12 protein-coding genes are annotated in these 16,337 nt (G+C 43.3%); 11 read left to right on the top strand and 1 reads right to left on the bottom strand.

Going from position 1 to position 16,337, the window contains the following annotated elements; translation table 11 throughout:
- The 10 genes from AB9P05_RS18285 to AB9P05_RS18330 all read left to right on the top strand — a co-directional run bounded on the left by AB9P05_RS18285 (position 1) and on the right by AB9P05_RS18330 (position 13,375).
- Positions 1-2,610, top strand: a complete 2,610-nt coding sequence (locus AB9P05_RS18285; protein ID WP_371910283.1) for a DNA gyrase/topoisomerase IV subunit A — start codon at positions 1-3, stop codon at positions 2,608-2,610.
- A 3-nt stretch (positions 2,611-2,613) separates the two neighbouring features.
- Complete coding sequence (locus tag AB9P05_RS18290; RefSeq protein WP_371910284.1) at positions 2,614-3,300, top strand: TrmH family RNA methyltransferase; 687 nt, start codon at positions 2,614-2,616, stop codon at positions 3,298-3,300.
- Complete coding sequence (locus tag AB9P05_RS18295; RefSeq protein ID WP_371910285.1) at positions 3,301-3,951, top strand: vancomycin high temperature exclusion protein; 651 nt, start codon at positions 3,301-3,303, stop codon at positions 3,949-3,951.
- 16 nt (positions 3,952-3,967) lie between these two features.
- Positions 3,968-6,490, top strand: coding sequence for a DUF5686 family protein (locus tag AB9P05_RS18300; RefSeq protein ID WP_371910286.1), 2,523 nt, complete (start codon positions 3,968-3,970; stop codon positions 6,488-6,490).
- A gap of 61 nt (positions 6,491-6,551) precedes the next feature.
- Entirely contained in the window at positions 6,552-7,661 is a 1,110-nt protein-coding gene (locus AB9P05_RS18305) for a tetratricopeptide repeat protein (protein ID WP_371910287.1), read from the top strand.
- 18 nt (positions 7,662-7,679) lie between these two features.
- On the top strand, positions 7,680-9,623 hold the full coding sequence (gene thrS / locus AB9P05_RS18310) for a threonine--tRNA ligase (RefSeq protein WP_371911366.1): 1,944 nt from the start codon (positions 7,680-7,682) through the stop codon (positions 9,621-9,623).
- Between the two features lie 202 nt (positions 9,624-9,825).
- Positions 9,826-10,386, top strand: coding sequence for a translation initiation factor IF-3 (infC, locus tag AB9P05_RS18315; RefSeq protein ID WP_371911367.1), 561 nt, complete (start codon positions 9,826-9,828; stop codon positions 10,384-10,386).
- A 22-nt stretch (positions 10,387-10,408) separates the two neighbouring features.
- Entirely contained in the window at positions 10,409-10,603 is a 195-nt protein-coding gene (rpmI, locus tag AB9P05_RS18320) for a 50S ribosomal protein L35 (RefSeq protein WP_371910288.1), read from the top strand.
- Between the two features lie 95 nt (positions 10,604-10,698).
- Positions 10,699-11,043, top strand: coding sequence for a 50S ribosomal protein L20 (rplT, locus tag AB9P05_RS18325; RefSeq protein ID WP_371910289.1), 345 nt, complete (start codon positions 10,699-10,701; stop codon positions 11,041-11,043).
- 460 nt (positions 11,044-11,503) lie between these two features.
- Positions 11,504-13,375, top strand: a complete 1,872-nt coding sequence (locus AB9P05_RS18330; RefSeq protein WP_371910290.1) for an ATP-binding protein — start codon at positions 11,504-11,506, stop codon at positions 13,373-13,375.
- Here AB9P05_RS18330 and AB9P05_RS18335 read toward each other — a convergent pair.
- Entirely contained in the window at positions 13,364-15,391 is a 2,028-nt protein-coding gene (locus tag AB9P05_RS18335; RefSeq protein ID WP_371910291.1) for a transglycosylase domain-containing protein, read from the bottom strand. The genes AB9P05_RS18330 and AB9P05_RS18335 overlap by 12 nt on opposite strands.
- Positions 15,392-15,525: 134 nt before the next feature.
- Between AB9P05_RS18335 and AB9P05_RS18340 the strand changes: the two genes are divergently transcribed.
- Positions 15,526-16,269 carry an SDR family oxidoreductase gene (locus AB9P05_RS18340; protein ID WP_371910292.1) on the top strand — a complete coding sequence of 248 codons (744 nt, stop codon included), beginning with the start codon at positions 15,526-15,528 and terminating at the stop codon, positions 16,267-16,269.
- The last annotated feature ends 68 nt before the right edge of the window (positions 16,270-16,337 follow it).

Genomic DNA, 16,337 nt, shown 5'->3' on the forward strand with positions numbered 1-16,337 from the left:
ATGGCAGACGATAAGGATAACCTCGACCCAATGGAGAACGGACAGGATGATGCCCTGCAGGATGTACTTCCTGTATCCGGAATGTACGAAAACTGGTTTTTGGATTATGCTTCCTATGTAATACTTGAGCGGGCCGTACCTTCTATAGTGGATGGCTTTAAACCTGTTCAGCGGCGGATCATGCATGCCATGCGCGATATGGACGATGGGCGCTTCCATAAGGTGGCCAATATCATAGGGCAGACCATGCAGTATCACCCCCATGGTGATGCGAGTATCGGTGATGCAATTGTCAATATGGGTCAGAAAAACCTGCTCATTGAGACTCAGGGTAACTGGGGAGATATTCGTACAGGGGACTCGGCAGCTGCTCCCCGGTATATAGAAGCCCGACTTTCAAAGTTTGCCCTTGATGTGGTATTTAACTCCCAGACCACCGAGTGGCAGCTATCTTATGATGGAAGAAAGAAAGAGCCGGTAAACCTGCCGGTTAAATTTCCCCTTTTGCTGGCACAGGGAGCGGAGGGTATTGCTGTTGGTCTGAGTACTAAGATTTTACCTCATAACTTTTGTGAACTGCTGCAGGCAAGCATTGATTTGCTGAAGGGGAAAAAAGTAAATGTACTTCCTGATTTTCCTACTGGGGGTACTGCTGATTTCAGTGATTACAATGAGGGTCTGAGAGGAGGCAAGGTCAGAGTCAGAGCAAGGATAGAGGAGCTGGATAAAAAGACTCTCATTATCAAGGATATTCCTTTCTCAACAACTACTACCAGCCTCATAGATAGTATCCTGAAGGCAAATGATAAGGGGAAAATCAAGGTAAAGAAAGTTATAGATAATACTGCCAGAGATGTGGAGATCGAAGTCCACATTTCAGCTGGTCAGTCGCCGGATGTAGTTATCGATGCCCTTTATGCTTTCACTGACTGTGAGGTCTCTATATCGCCTAATGCCTGTGTCATTATTGAAGATAAGCCCCGGTTTATTTCAGTAAATGAAATACTGGGAATATGTAATGACCAGACCGTAGACCTCCTTACCCGCGAGCTGGAAATACGCAGAGGTGAACTGCTGGAGAAGATACTCTTTAGCAGCCTTGAGAAAATCTTTATAGAGAATCGCATATACCGTGATATAGAGGAATGTGAGACTTGGGAGGCTGTACTGGAAACCATCGACAAAGGGTTGGATCCTTTCAAGCCGCAGTTTTATCGTGAGATTACCCAGGACGATATTATCAGGCTTACGGAAATCAAGATCAAGCGGATCTCCAAGTTTGACAGTTTTAAGGCTGATGAGCTGATGAAGAAACTTCAGGATGAGCTTGAGCAGGTAGAATATAACCTGGCCAATATCACAGAGTTTGCTATTACTTACTACAAAAACCTTCTGGAGAAATACGGAAAAGGCCGTGAGCGTAAAACTGAGATCAAGGCTTTTGATACGATTCAGGCAACAGTGGTGGCAGCTAATAACCAAAAGCTATATGTGAACTATAAGGAAGGGTTTCTTGGATATGGCCTAAAGAAAGGCGAACAGGTAGAGATGGTTTGTGAATGTTCTGACCTGGACGACATTATTGTGTTCAGGGCAGATGGCATCATGATTGTAACCCGTATCCAGGAGAAGGTCTTTGTAGGTAAGAATATCCTGTATGCAGACGTTTTTCTGCGTGGCGATGATCGAACAGTATATAACATGGTCTATCTGGATGGTAAAACTGGCCGGTCTATGGCCAAGCGTTTCCAGGTAGGAGGGGTTACCCGCGACCGCGAGTATGATCTGACCAAAGGGCACAAAGGTAGCAAAATGCTGTACTTTGCGGCCCGGCCAAATGGAGAATCAGAGATAGTGACGGTAAAACTCACCTCCGGCTGCAAGGCCCGTATCAAGGTGTTTGATTTTGATTTTGATGATCTTGATATCAAAGGCCGGGGGGCAGGGGGTAATATTCTCACTAAGTATCCGGTAAGGAATATTACGTTCAAACGACTGGGAGAGTCCTCTCTCGGAGGCATCGATATCTGGTATGATGGAGCTGTAGGCAGGCTGAATACGGAGGAACGGGGCAAAAAGCTTGGAACTTTCCTTGGGGATGACTCCATACTTGTGCTATTCAAAGACGGTAATTATGAGCTCACTACATATGAGTTAACCAACCGGTATGAGCCGGACAAGATTCTGTTCATTGACAAATTCAGCCCGGACAAGGTAGTGAGCGCTGTGTATTACGATGGGGCGCAAAAGACACACTTCGTTAAGCGGTTTAAAGTAGAGACCACTACGATAGGGAAAAAATTCAATTTCATCTCTGAAGCCAGGGGGAGCTATCTCGTGGTAGCTTCTACTGACAAGGAGCCCCAGGTGGAGTTGGAGCTGAAAGAAGGCAGAAGTAAAGAGACCGTGGTTTACGATATCGATATGCTTATTGATGTACGTGGCTGGAAGGCAGTAGGTAATAAGCTAAATCCTGATAAGAAGATAGTTAATGTACGTTTGCTTGCTTCAAAACCCGAGAATGACATGGATGGCAAAGATAGCCGCGGCGATGAGGGCTCAGATGAAGGTGGCGAAGATCCGGATAAAGAGCAAATGGGCTTGTTTTAACGAATGAATCAGTACGACAGGCAGCTATTAAACTATCTGTCCGGTTATGTGACGGATAATAAGAAGGGGCTTATTGAAAGAAATCTTGCCAACAGAACACGATATGTGTCACTATTGCTCGAAAACATCTATAAACCTCATAATGCCAGTGCCATACTGCGTACTTGTGACTGCCTGGGCATACAGGATGTACATATTGTAGAAGAGGATGATGCCTACGAAGTAAATCCATATGTAGTCAGGGGGGCATCAAAGTGGGTGGATGTCTATAAGTATAGTACTGCCGACGGGGGTAGTGTGCAGACAGTGAAGGGCCTGAAGAATCGTGGGTACCGTATACTAGCCACTTCACCGCATAAAGAGGGGTACCTGCCGGATGAGATCCCTATTGATCAGCCTTTTGTCTTGGCTCTCGGTAATGAGCATGCCGGACTTAGTGAGAGCATTCTGGAAATGGCAGATGGATATGTACAGATACCCCAGGTAGGTTTTACCGAAAGTTACAATATATCTGTTGCTGCTGCTATTTGCCTGTATGGCACTATGGACAGGCTTTGGCGGTCTGATACGGAGTGGAGACTAGCAGAAGTAGAGGCCTCAGTGATACGGCTTGACTGGTACAAAAAATGCGTGAAAAACGTGAATGCTCACGAAAAACTATTTAAGAAGGAATACGGGAAGCAGCAGTAAGTGAAAGCCTTCAAAAAAATAGCGAGAATCAGCCTGATACTTTTGGCTTGCATGCTGTCAGGTGTGGCTGTAGCTAACATGTGGGTGATACTTTCTACGGATGATCAGGTTTTTCACGAAATTGATAGCCTACCAGAAACCGATGTTGCCCTCGTGCTTGGTACCAGTAAGAGGCTGAGGGGGGGCTATGTTAATTCCTTCTTTGCTTACCGGATGGAGGCTGCGGCGAGGTTATTTAAAGAGGGTAAAGTAAGGCATTTCATATTGAGCGGCGATAATAATACCGTCTATTATAATGAGCCTGTGGATATGCAGAAAGCACTAATGGATCTCGGGGTACCTGATAGCGTCATTACCCTGGACTACGCAGGGTTCAGGACCCTGGACAGTGTGGTTCGCAGCAAAGAGATTTTCGGGCAGAATAGTATAATAATCGTGACCCAGGAGTTTCACAGCTATCGGGCATTGTTCATTGCTGAGCATTATGATATGCGGGCCGTGGCTTACGCAGCCGAAGTACAACCTCTGGACAAGAGTTTTAAAGTATTAGCAAGGGAGATGCTGGCCAGGCCAAAGGCTATCCTGGACCTTTACTTTTTAGATATTTCCCCAAAGTTTCTGGGTAAAAAAGAGACTTTACCTATTGATTAACCAGTGGTGATGAAAGATGAATCTTTTATGTAACAGGTATTTTAGCCGGAAAATTTTTTCGGCATTACTGATAAGTATCCTGCTCGTTTTAAGTGGAGGTAGTATCTGTGCCCAAATATTGATAACCGGCAGGGTAACGGATGCTGAAACAGGTGATCCTATTCCTTTTGCAAATATTGTATTTACCGGCACTACGGAGGGGGGAACTACTGACTTTGATGGATATTATAAAATCCGTAGTTCGGCCAACCGCGACTCTGTTACGGCCTCTTTTGTAGGGTATGTTTCCCGAACTAAGGCTGTAAGTGCCGCAGGAGAGGTAAGTTTTCAGTTGGTCCCAGATGTCATAAGCCTGGATGAAGTAGTGGTGAGACCAGGAATTAATCCGGCTTTTGCCATTATTGACAGAGCTTCCGAAAATTCCCGTCTAAACGATAAAAGAGAGTTGGATGCTTTTGATTACGAAAGCTACACCAAAATTGAGATGGACATCAGCCGGATGTCCGAAGATTTTCAGCAGAAAAAGTTCATTCGGAAAGTAAAGTCTGTTCTGGACAGTGTAAAGGTAATAGCCGGTGAGGATGGCAACCCTATTTTGCCGGTATTTATCAGTGAGTCCATCAGCAGATATTATTATCGCAATGACCCAGTGCTTAAAAAGGAGCACGTACTCAAAACCAAAATTACCGGGGTAGGGGTAGATGATGGCAGCCTGGTGAGTCAGCTTATAGGTTCGTCATTTCAGGAATATAATTTTTATAAAAACTGGGTGAATATTGCAGGGAAGGAGTTTATCTCTCCCATAGCTGATGGCTGGAAGCTATATTATGATTACGACCTGGTAGATAGCCTTATGATTGAAGGGGACTATTGCTACAGACTCGAGGTCTATCCACTGAGAGAACAGGACCTAGCGTTTACAGGGACTATTTGGATCACAAAGGAAGAGGCTGCACTGAAGCAACTTAAACTAACAGTGCCGGAAAGTGCTAATTTGAACTTTATAAAACGGATAGATATTTCTCAGCAATTTGAGCAGACATCGGCAGGCCCCTGGCTGCCTGTGAAAACCCGGCTCACCATCGATGTAGATAATGTAGGCAAAGAGTCGGTGGGCTTTTTGGCAAAATTCTACAACAGCGTGGAAGATGTTAAGATTGGAAACCGGAAGCCTGTTCGGTTTTACGAGGTGCCTATAGAGGTAGAGCCAGACGCAGGTGAAACGGATGAGGTTTACTGGCTGGAAGCTCGTCACGATAGCCTCACCGCTACGGAAATGGACGTGATCGAGATGATCGACACCCTGCGAAATATACCTAGTGTGCGTCGCCTGACAAATATTGTTAAGACGCTGAGTAGCGGATATATAAAATCCGGCAAGGTGGACATAGGTCCGTATCCTCTGGTATATAATTTTAACAATGTTGAGGGCCACCGCTTAGGACTTGGCTTCAGGACAAACGCAGAGTTTAGTAAACGTTGGGAGTTTTCCGCATACGGAGCCTATGGCCTAAGGGATGAAGAATGGAAGTACAGGTTTGGTGCAGCTTATTTTCTGAATAGAAAGAAATGGACCAAAGTATCTGTACAACGCGTGGTGGATATAGACCAATTAGGCTTACAGTTTGCAGACCCTGGTAGTAATCCTATATTTTATTCTTTTACCCGCTTCGGAGAGCTGACGAGCCCTTACTATTATTCACGAAACACCTTCTCTTTCCAAACCGATATTTACAGGGGCTTTACTCTGAAAGCTATTATAAGTAATGGAGATTATGACCCAGTTTTTCCATTTGCATATTATGAGAACTCAAACCAATCTGAAGAAGGGCTTAAAAGGGAATTCAGCACCACTGAAGCAACGATAGAAGCAAGGTTTACCAAAAACGAACTATTAGTAATCAATGATAACAGCAGGATAAGTATGGGATCTACTACTGGATGGCCCGTCATAACGCTGGCGTACTCCCGTGGTTTTAACGACCTGCTTGGAGGCGACTTTGATTACAACAGGATTAATCTACAGGTAGAACAAAGCCTGAAGATGGGCCTTTTCGGGGTTAGCCGGTATAACATTGATGGCGGGTACATTTTTGAGAATCTTCCATACCCTCTATTGCGGGTACATTTAGGAAATGAATCTCCCTTTTACACTACATCAGCATTCAATCAGATGGACTTTTTCGAGTTTGTCAGTGATTCATACCTGAGTTTAAACTACCGACACTATTTTGAAGGTTTTCTGCTGAATAGAATTCCGCTGATGAAAAAGCTCAAGTGGCGGGCCCTGGCTACAGCTAATATCCTGTACGGAAAGCTTGATGAAGGAAATCTTTCTCTGACGCCTCAGCAGGATGCTGATGGAAATGACCTTGTGATGTTCAGAGGCTTAGGAAAAGAACCGTACATTGAGCTAGGCTATGGAGTAGAGAACATCTTTAAGCTTCTGAGGGTGGACTTCATTCACCGCGTTACCTACCTTGATGAAGAGAATGTAAGGCCATTTGGTATAAAAGTTAGTGCACAACTGATTTTATAGCAATTTCATTTTCATCAAATTTTTAGCGTCTTACTTTTGTTATGTGGCTTCAGGTCTGAAAATGAGGATAAGAATCTTATATATTATCTTAGGTTTAGTGGTGATTTCGTCTTGTGAACGAAACCATAGCCGTTACCAGCTACATGAAGCCCCCGAGTTTGATGAGAGCTATCACTCTGTAAGCCTTGAAAAGGTTAACAGAAACATTGAACAAAATTCTGACAACCCGGAAAACTACTATCGTAAGGCCATAATTCTTAACGAGCTCGGCCGCAATGAAAATGCACTGATAAACTTGCGGAAGGCAATCTCCCTTAAGGCTGATGAACCGGTATATCACTACATGGCTGCGAGGGAAAACCTGAGGATAGGCGATGTGGATGAAGCGGAGTCTTTTGCTTCTGAGGCAGAGAGGCTGGGAGAGCAGTCCGGCGGACTGTTCTACCTGCTTTCAGAAGTTCACAGACTCAAGGAAAATTATATTAAAGCGGCCGATTATATTAACAAGGCGATGAAAAAAGAGCCGGAGAATCCGGCTTACCTTTGTTCCAGGGGGTATATACTGCTTTCGCTGGAAGACACATTAGCTGCAGAGCAGGACTTTTTAAGCAGCCTGAATATCAAAGAAGACCCCGGAACATACTCAGGGCTTATTGATATTTACCTTAATCGCAATGATCTTGAGAAAACGGCTTTTTATCTGGAAAAGCAACTCGTGCTTAGGCCGGATAATCTGGAGGCTAACCTGCAGATGGCCTCTTTGTTAAAAGCTATGGATTACCCCGATAGTGCGGCTTCTTTATTAGGCCATTTAACAAAGCGGTTTTCTGAAGACTACCGTCCGAAGGTCGAAATAGCTGATTACCTTATGGAGAAAAGGCAGTATGATTCGGCGTTGTATTATGTGGATGATGTGCTAGCCTCCAATGCCCGTAATACCTATGCCCTTCTGCAGAAAGCAAGGATACTTAATACCGCAAGGCGCTATGGTGAGTCAGTAGCTTCTTATACCACTTTGCTGGATGTGGACAGTACTAATGAAATCGCGAGTAGTGAACTGGCGGACCTACGAAGAAAAATTGCATATTTGCAGCAACTCGAAAGGCGCAGGCGAAATACACTGCCCACTTTGGAAAAAAAAGATTCTGATACAGACGATAAGAATAACTAGTTAATGAGCCAGGAAAGTATGATCAATATTACGCTGCCTGATGGAAGTGTAAGAGAGTACCCCAAGGGATCCTCAGGATTAGACATTGCCAAAAGTATAAGTGAAGGACTGGCCAGGAATGTACTGGCAGCCAAAGTTAATGGTGAGGTGTGGGATGCCACCCGGCCTGTAGAAACTGATGCTGCGGTACAGTTACTTACCTGGAATGATGATGATGGCAAGTCAGCTTTCTGGCACTCATCAGCACACTTACTTGCAGAAGCCTTGGAAGAGCTGTATCCGGGAATTAAGTTAGGTATTGGCCCTCCTATAGAAAACGGATTTTATTATGATGTGGACTTCGGCGAAATGGAATTCAATGGTGACCACCTGGAAAAGGTGGAACAAAAGATGACCGAGCTGGCCCGCCAAAAGAACGAATTCGTTCGTAAACCCATAGGTAAAAGCGAGGCCGTGGCCTACTATCAAAATAAAGGTGATGAGTATAAGCTTGACCTGCTCGAAGGGCTGGAAGATGGTACCATTACATTTTATACGCAGGGCAACTTCACTGACCTTTGCAGGGGACCGCACATTCCCCATACCGGTTTTGTAAAAGCCATTAAGCTGATGAATGTAGCCGGTGCCTACTGGAGAGGAGATGAGCATAATAAGCAGCTTACCCGTATTTATGGCATAACGTTTCCCAAGGCTAAGGAACTAAAGGAGTATCTGGAAAGACTTGAGGAGGCCAAAAAGCGTGACCATCGTAAGTTAGGTAAGGAGCTGGACCTCTTTACCTTCAGTGAGAAGGTGGGTCTTGGTTTACCCCTTTGGCTACCTAAAGGGGCCACACTCCGTGAACGGTTAGAAAATTTTCTTCGTAAAGCGCAGGTAAAGGCGGGATATGACCCAGTGGTAACGCCACATATCGGCCAGAAAGAGCTGTATGTGACTTCCGGGCATTATGAAAAGTACGGAGAGGATAGTTTCCAGCCTATTCATACTCCCAATGAAGATGAGGAGTTTCTGCTTAAACCAATGAACTGCCCTCATCACTGCGAAATTTACAAAAGTCGCCCACGGTCATACAAAGACCTTCCGGTACGTTTTGCCGAGTTCGGCACGGTGTACCGTTATGAGCAAAGTGGTGAGTTGCACGGTCTAACAAGGGTTAGAGGCTTTACCCAGGATGATGCTCATATTTTCTGCCGCCCGGACCAGGTGGAGGATGAATTTATGAAGGTTATTGACCTTGTCCTATATGTATTCAATGCCCTTGGTTTTGAGGATTTTACTGCTCAGGTTTCTCTTCGCGATCCCGAGAACAAAGCTAAATATATAGGAGATGATGATCTTTGGGAAAAAGCCGAAAGTGCTATTCTTGAATCGGTAAAGCAGAAGGGGCTACCCTATGTGGTGGAAACAGGAGAGGCAGCTTTTTACGGTCCTAAGCTGGACTTTATGGTTAAGGATGCACTAGGCAGAAGGTGGCAGTTGGGAACTATACAGGTAGATTATAATTTGCCTAACCGTTTTGAACTGGAATACATTGGTGCCGATAATGCACATCATCGTCCCGTCATGATTCACCGGGCTCCCTTTGGAAGTATGGAGCGGTTTATCGGTCTGCTTATTGAGCACACAGGAGGCAATTTCCCGCTATGGCTATCTCCGGAACAAATTGCCATTCTCCCTATATCTGAAAAATACCATGATTATGCCCGGGAGCTTTTCACTAAGTTTCAGGAAGCAGATATCCGTGGGTTCGTCGATCACAGAGATGAGAAAGTGCAGCGGAAAATACGTGATGCAGAGGTGAAAAAGGTGCCTTATATGCTAATTGTTGGCGAAAAAGAATCCGGTGAAGGTACGGTAAGTGTACGAAAGCACGGTGAAGGAGATCAGGGTTCTGTTGCTGTAACTGACTTTATAAATTCATTTAAAAATGAAGCTGACGTAGACAAGCAACTAAAATCCTGAAAGGGCTTTGCCCCCTTAGTTGTAAATTAAAATGAACAATTTTGTGGGGGTTCGTTGTTTAAAGCGGTACAACTAATTTATTTTTTGCAATATGTTCGTGAATTATGAGGGGGGCTGGCCTAAAAAAACTGGCTGACCTTTTTTTCTCATTGAAAATATCGGATATTTGCACTTTGTTAAATCAACCAAAAAGGAGGTTCCTATTAGCAAAAGACCACGTTCCAGAAGACCTCAGAGAGGCAGAGTAGAAGAACCCTACAGGGTGAATGAGCGCATTCGTGTGCCCAAGGTCCGTGTAGTAGGTGAAAATGTAAAGGTAGATATATATGACACTGATACTGCCCGTCGTATGGCGCAGGAGCAGGGTCTCGACCTGGTGGAGATTTCTCCTAAGGCAGATCCACCTGTATGCAAGATTATCGACTACTCTAAGTTCAAGTATGAACAGAAGAAGAAGCAAAAAGAAATTAAAGCTAAGGCTCAGAAGACTGTTGTAAAGGAAATCCGTTTCGGTCCAAATACAGACGATCATGACTTTGACTTTAAGCTTAAGCACGCTATGAACTTCCTCAAAGAGGGAGCCAAAGTAAAGGCTTATGTTCATTTTGCAGGTCGTACTATTGTTTTCAAAGAGCGCGGAGAGATTCTGTTGCTGAAATTTGCACAGGCTCTGGAGGAACTAGGGAAGGTTGAACAACTGCCAAAGCTCGAAGGAAAGCGGATGACCGTGATCCTGGCGCCTAAGCAGGGAGGTAAAAAGTAACTGAAAACTAAAGTATATATTCATGCCCAAGATGAAAACCAAATCCGGAGCCAAGAAGAGATTCAAGCTTACCGGAACAGGAAAAATCAAAAGAAAGCATGCGTTCAAAAGTCACATTCTGACTAAGAAGGAGACCAAGAGAAAGCGTAATCTGACTCACGCCGGTCTCGTGGACTCCAGCGATAAGCAACGCGTTAAAGACATGCTTGTTATTTGATTCACTCTAACCAGAGGTTTTATTGTTTTACCAGACGCCTGGTTTTCAAAGCCTTTCAGTTACTGAAAGCACCAATCGTCAAAAAAATTTAACGAATGCCTAGATCAGTAAATCATGTTGCGTCAAGAGCACGCAGGAAAAAAGTCCTTAAAGCCGCAAAAGGTTATTTCGGCAGAAGGAAAAACGTTTGGACCGTAGCGAAAAATGCGGTTGAAAAAGGTTGGCAGTATGCTTACCGTGATAGAAAAGCAAAGAAAAGAGAGTTTCGTAAGCTTTGGATTCAGCGTATCAACGCCGGAGCCAGAGAGCACGGCATGAGCTACTCACAGCTTATGGGAGCTCTTAAAAAATCTAATATTGATCTTAACAGAAAAGTTCTTGCCGACCTTGCAATGAACCATCCCGATGCATTCAAAGCTATCGTGGAAAAAGTTAAGTAGGCCGATAGGCTGACAAGATTTGAAACCCCGCAATTGCGGGGTTTTTTTGTTTTAATGCTTTAGTGTAATGTTTTTTAGTATCCCATTCATATTTAATCAAAAATTATAAGTATTTCCCCCCTGCCTCATAGGCTATGATACAATATAGCTCCTTCATGTAGTTGGGTTTAATTTTGTTTTACATATTATTTTAGAATAAACGATTGGGCGTTGTGTGGTTTTTGTGCTATTTATTTTGAGATCCCCTTAATATAAATTTTTGCTGAAATGTTTAAAGGAATATTATTTCAGGTTGCTCACTGGTGTCTTGAGAGATGTTGGGTTTAAGTAAATTATGCTGTTCGTAACATTAAAAGTGAAAAAATACACACAAATCTGATTTACGGTTTCTTCTTTTACTTTTAACACATGAATATTTGATTCGTTTGTGACGTTAATGAGGTGATTTGATAATTACTTAATGTCAGTACAAGGAAAAAATATTCAGCGACTCATCTTGCAGGATGTTCAGAACAGTAGTCTTCTGTATCTGGACTGTATCAGATCTGTGCTTGACCAGCATCCGGAAACTACCTCCATGATGCTACGTTTTCCATTTCTTTTGGCTATTGTTAAGGAAGATGGAAACTTCGAATATGTAAATGGCCATTGCCTTGAGCATTTTCCTGTTAATAAGCGTAACGCTGTTGATATAAATGCTTATGCAGCTTATCAGGAAGTGCCTGCCTTTGTGTTTAGCATGAGACAGGCCATGAAAGGTGTGGTGCGTAAAGAGGTAGTCCCTACGGGGCATCAGGACCTCGTTGGTTGGTTTTTTCCCCTCCCAGGCGTCATTGACGGTGAAGCAGGTGCGCTGGTAATCATTTTTAAGACCAGGGTGAATCAGATGGTGACAGAAAAGGATCTGCAGTTTTATAGAAGTCATTTTGCTAAAGCACAACGTATAGGGAAGATTGGCGTATGGGAGTGGGATTTAAAAACAGACCTTGTTTACTGGTCCTCTGAAACGTATCGATTATACGGATTTCAGGACTTCTCCTTTGAGCCCAATATCAATAAGGGGCTTGACTTTATACACCCTGATGATCGCACATCGGTCATTGCTACTATTAATACCTCTCTGAACGAGGGTAAAGGGTATGACATAGAATTTCGTGTGGTGCTAAAAGATGGTGAGGTCAGATACCAACGGGTAAATACAGAACTGATTTTCAATGATGAGGATGAGGTGATCAAAGTCTTTGGAATAGTTCAGGACATCACAGAAAAAAAGGTAACTGAGAATCGTCTCGAAAGTACGAATAAGCGCATTGTTGCTATTCTGGAAAATATTCCTAATGCATTTGTAAGCGTGAATGCCGACTGGACTATTACGTATGCCAATAAGATCATGGAAAGGCTTCTTAAGATAAGCCGCCGTAAGATGATCAATCAAAATCTGTGGGACCTTTTTCCGGAAGGTACAGGAGAAGCTTGCCATACATTTTTGTCTGACGCCATTGCCCAAAATAGCTCAGGGGTGCATGAGGTACATTTTGATACTCTGCAGTCCTGGTTTGAGATTTCTGTAAGCAAGGGACCAGAAGGTTACCTGGTATTCTTTAACGATGTTACTAAACATAAAACCCTTGAAAATACGCTAAGGGACCTGAATGAAGCAAAGAATCAGTTTTTCAGTATTGTGGCTCATGACCTGAAAAGTCCTTTTAATAGCATAATGGGGCTAACTGACTTATTAGAAAAATCACCGGATGCGCTTAAGCCTTCAGAACTGCAGGCAATTATGCAGCGACTGGGTAAGAATACCAGGAATGTATATAAAATGTTGGAGAATTTGCTGCTTTGGTCGAGAAATCAGATGAACCAACTGAAAATGGAAATAGGGACGTACGACCTGCAGGAGATTGTCGAGTTTAATAAGGAGCTGTTTATTCCCAAGGCAGAGCAAAAAGGTATAAAAATCACTAATAATCTGGTGAAACCGATTGAGTTTTCAGGCGATAAAAATGTGGTGGATACGGTAGTACGTAACTTGCTGAGTAATGCAATAAAGTTTACACCTAAGGAGGGAGAGGTACATTGGGAATTTGATGAGACTGCATCTGAAATAATTGTATCCGTAACTGATACTGGTGTAGGTATGACAAATGAAACTATCGATACCATCTTTAAGAAGAAAGGGTCTGTCTCACAGGAAGGTACGGAAGGAGAAAAGGGGACTGGGTTAGGCTTACAATTATGCCAGGACCTGGTCGAGAAATCCGGTGGCAAAATGTGGGTAAAAAGTAGCCCCGCGGGTACTACCTTTTACTTTTCTTTATTAAAACCCTGAGGGCACAGGGGCGTTGTCGCTGCTGAATAGCTTATTAAAAATTCCTTGTTCTTCTTCTTCCGGGGGCTCAGGTTTCGGTAAATTTAGGCGATTATAAGCATTGTCTGTCAGATAGATCTCGGCCTTTAAGCCTGTAGTGTCCTTTTCCTCAAGCTGGTTTCTTCTCAGCATGATACCTGTTAGCAGATTAAAGTAATGGCTGTGGTAGGCCCTTAGTTGGCCGGTTTCGTAATCAAATGACGATCGAGCTTTTCTGGGCTTAGGGATTATACTGGTTAGGAATAATGACTCTGCCAGAGTGAGATCTGAAGGGTGCTTTCCGAAATAGAAGTCCGAAGCCTCCTGAATGCCATACACGTGAGGCCCCCACTCAATGATATTCAGGTAGGTTTGTAGTAGTTGTCTTTTGCTGACGAGGTCTAGTTCTTCGATCAACCATACAATCAACGCCTCTTCTACCTTTCTACCAATAGTCTTTCTTTTGGACAGATAAACATTTTTTACGAGTTGCATGGTGATAGTGCTGCCCCCGCGGGTAAAATTACTGTCCTTCAGGTTGGTGATAAAGCTGTCTCTGAAAGCCTCTTCATTAAATCCATTATGGGACCAAAATCCGCCATCCTCTGCAGTAAGTAGGCTGTTGATAAGGTATGGCGACACTTCATCCAATGTTACATATGAGTCTGAACCGGGTGATACGGTAAAGGTGCGGTCCAGCTTTTCCTTTACATAGGCTTTTTGGATAAATTTGCTATTGATTTTACGGTAGTCCTCACGCCCATATTTGGTGATCTTCAGGTTTTCACTATCCATTGAACTATCAAACTTCAGTTCTTCCGGTTTTTTGGGGTTTACCTGCGCATATAGGCTATACTTGATAATTCCGGTCGCTTCAAGTCCCTGAAATGTGTTAAACAAGCCCGGAGGCAGACTGGAGAAAAAGTCTTCTGCCCGCCACTTCGTTTCGGGTATAGTTACAGTAAAGGTTCTGTCCCCATACCTGCCATAGCTAAAGTAAAAAGGTATATCAATTCGGTTTATTTTTATCTGACTTGAGCTGTCTATTTGCAAAAACTGATCTCCAAAAGCTATCTCCATATCCGAGTCTATGCTTTCCAGTTCAACTCTCTCAACAGATATGTCAGGATGCAATATTGAGAAGCCCTCCAGATGCAGGCTACTTTTTATTATCGTACGGTCATTTTCTCTGTCTTTTTGCTGTAAAAAAGCATCCAGTTGGATCAGACTGGCCTTTATATCAAAAATTTTATCCACCAGGGGAATTTCATTATCTCCTCTCAGTAGCGTTACTTGCATGCTTAGCGATTTATTTTCGCTATTCATTTCTCCTTTTATTGCATAAGTCTGCAGACTTTTTTCATCATAAAGGCTAAGTTCCATTTGATAGGGCGCACCCTCTTTCTGTAAATTTTCAATAAATATCCGGCCCTTCTTTTCATTTCGGCTAAGTAATACCGTCATGCTATCCACAGTGATGCGATCCGGGACGTAATCAAAAATGGCATCAAAGCTTTGGTCTACGTAGCTCTTATAGTCCAGCGAAAGTATTTTCTCTATAGAATCAGCCGTTTTTCCTGTAGTATCGGAGGGTTCCGTGACCTCTTCGCTTTCCAGGCTGTCAGCAAGTATAGGGGAAACTGCTTCCTGCCGTGCGTAATAGAGGCGGGCGTTATTCATGATGAACTCCTCTGGGCGTATTTTACCGAACAATACATTTGCCATACGTATTCGCATAAACATCTTATCAGCAGTAAAAACTGTGTCATCTTTTTCCATTACCCGTACACTGTCCATACGGATAAGGTTGAGCCCATTGAGGTCGATATTATTAACCGTAAGTGTCATGCCCGTACGCGCTTCTATTTTTTCTGCCGCCTTAGTAATTCCCTTACGCAGGATTGGCTTACGAAATAAATACAAACCTACTGTCAATAGAAGAATGACACTGAGAGCAATAATGGCAATGCGTAAGGCTTTCTTATAGGTAGGTTTCATTAAAATGTTATAGTGATATTAATAGTTGACTACGCCGGCTTTATGAAATAGTTAGGCTATTTCATTTAATGTGGAACACAATCCAGGAGGGATAGTTTAGGTGACATATCTTACACTCTAACTATCAATTAATTATGAGTTCAATATCAGGAAAGTCAGCTATTGTTACCGGTGCTTCAAGTGGAATTGGTACGGCTACAGCCAAGGCCTTGGCAAACGAAGGAGTGAATGTTGTGCTGGCAGCAAGGCGGGAAGACAGACTTCAGGACTTAAAAGCTGAAATAGAGAGGGAGGGAGGCAAGGCAGTAGTCTGCGTGACAGATGTCACTAAAGTTGAGGATACAAAAAAGCTGGCAGAGGTAGCTAAATCAGAATTTGGCTCCATTGATATGTTGATCAATAATGCTGGTGTGATGCCGTTGTCTTTCATGGATAAATTGAAAGTGGACGAATGGCGCCAGATGGTAGATGTGAATATACATGGCGTTTTGAACTGCATAGCGCATGTTTTACCTGTTATGCTGGAGCAAAACAGCGGGCATATTTTTAATATCTCTTCTGTTGCAGGTAGAAGAATATTTCCGGGAGGTGCCGTTTACTGCCTCACAAAATATGGAGTAAGAGCCCTTAGTGAAGGTATGCGGCAGGAGCTAACTCCAAAGAAGAACATCAGGATTACGTGTATAGAACCCGGAGCGGTAAAAACCGAGCTTCCTGAAACTATCACTGACGATGATATCATGGAGAATTTTAAGGAAATGATGGAGATGGAAATGCTTCAGCCTGAGGATATAGCTGAGGGAATTCTATATGCAGCCCGTCAGCCTGGCCACGTGGATGTTGCAGAAGTAATGATTATTCCCAGAGACCAGTCTTAGTATTTTAAGAAAAAAACTAATTGAAATGTGTAGTAGTTTTTCCTGTGTGGTTGTCCTATAGATAGATT

This window comes from Roseivirga sp. BDSF3-8, from assembly GCF_041449215.1.
In the GTDB taxonomy this organism is placed as follows: Bacteria; Bacteroidota; Bacteroidia; order Cytophagales; family Cyclobacteriaceae; genus JBGNFV01.

What these genes read in the sequence shown, in the direction of transcription:
- rpmI (WP_371910288.1), top strand. Translation starts at nt 10,409, where the DNA reads ATGCCCAAGATGAAAACCAAATCCGGAGCCAAGAAGAGATTCAAGCTT.
- AB9P05_RS18300 (WP_371910286.1), top strand. Translation starts at nt 3,968, where the DNA reads ATGAATCTTTTATGTAACAGGTATTTTAGCCGGAAAATTTTTTCGGCA.
- AB9P05_RS18290 (WP_371910284.1), top strand. Translation starts at nt 2,614, where the DNA reads ATGAATCAGTACGACAGGCAGCTATTAAACTATCTGTCCGGTTATGTG.
- rplT (WP_371910289.1), top strand. Translation starts at nt 10,699, where the DNA reads ATGCCTAGATCAGTAAATCATGTTGCGTCAAGAGCACGCAGGAAAAAA.
- AB9P05_RS18335 (WP_371910291.1), bottom strand. Translation starts at nt 15,391, where the DNA reads ATGAAACCTACCTATAAGAAAGCCTTACGCATTGCCATTATTGCTCTC.
- thrS (WP_371911366.1), top strand. Translation starts at nt 7,680, where the DNA reads ATGATCAATATTACGCTGCCTGATGGAAGTGTAAGAGAGTACCCCAAG.
- AB9P05_RS18340 (WP_371910292.1), top strand. Translation starts at nt 15,526, where the DNA reads ATGAGTTCAATATCAGGAAAGTCAGCTATTGTTACCGGTGCTTCAAGT.
- AB9P05_RS18330 (WP_371910290.1), top strand. Translation starts at nt 11,504, where the DNA reads ATGTCAGTACAAGGAAAAAATATTCAGCGACTCATCTTGCAGGATGTT.
- AB9P05_RS18285 (WP_371910283.1), top strand. Translation starts at nt 1, where the DNA reads ATGGCAGACGATAAGGATAACCTCGACCCAATGGAGAACGGACAGGAT.
- AB9P05_RS18305 (WP_371910287.1), top strand. Translation starts at nt 6,552, where the DNA reads ATGAGGATAAGAATCTTATATATTATCTTAGGTTTAGTGGTGATTTCG.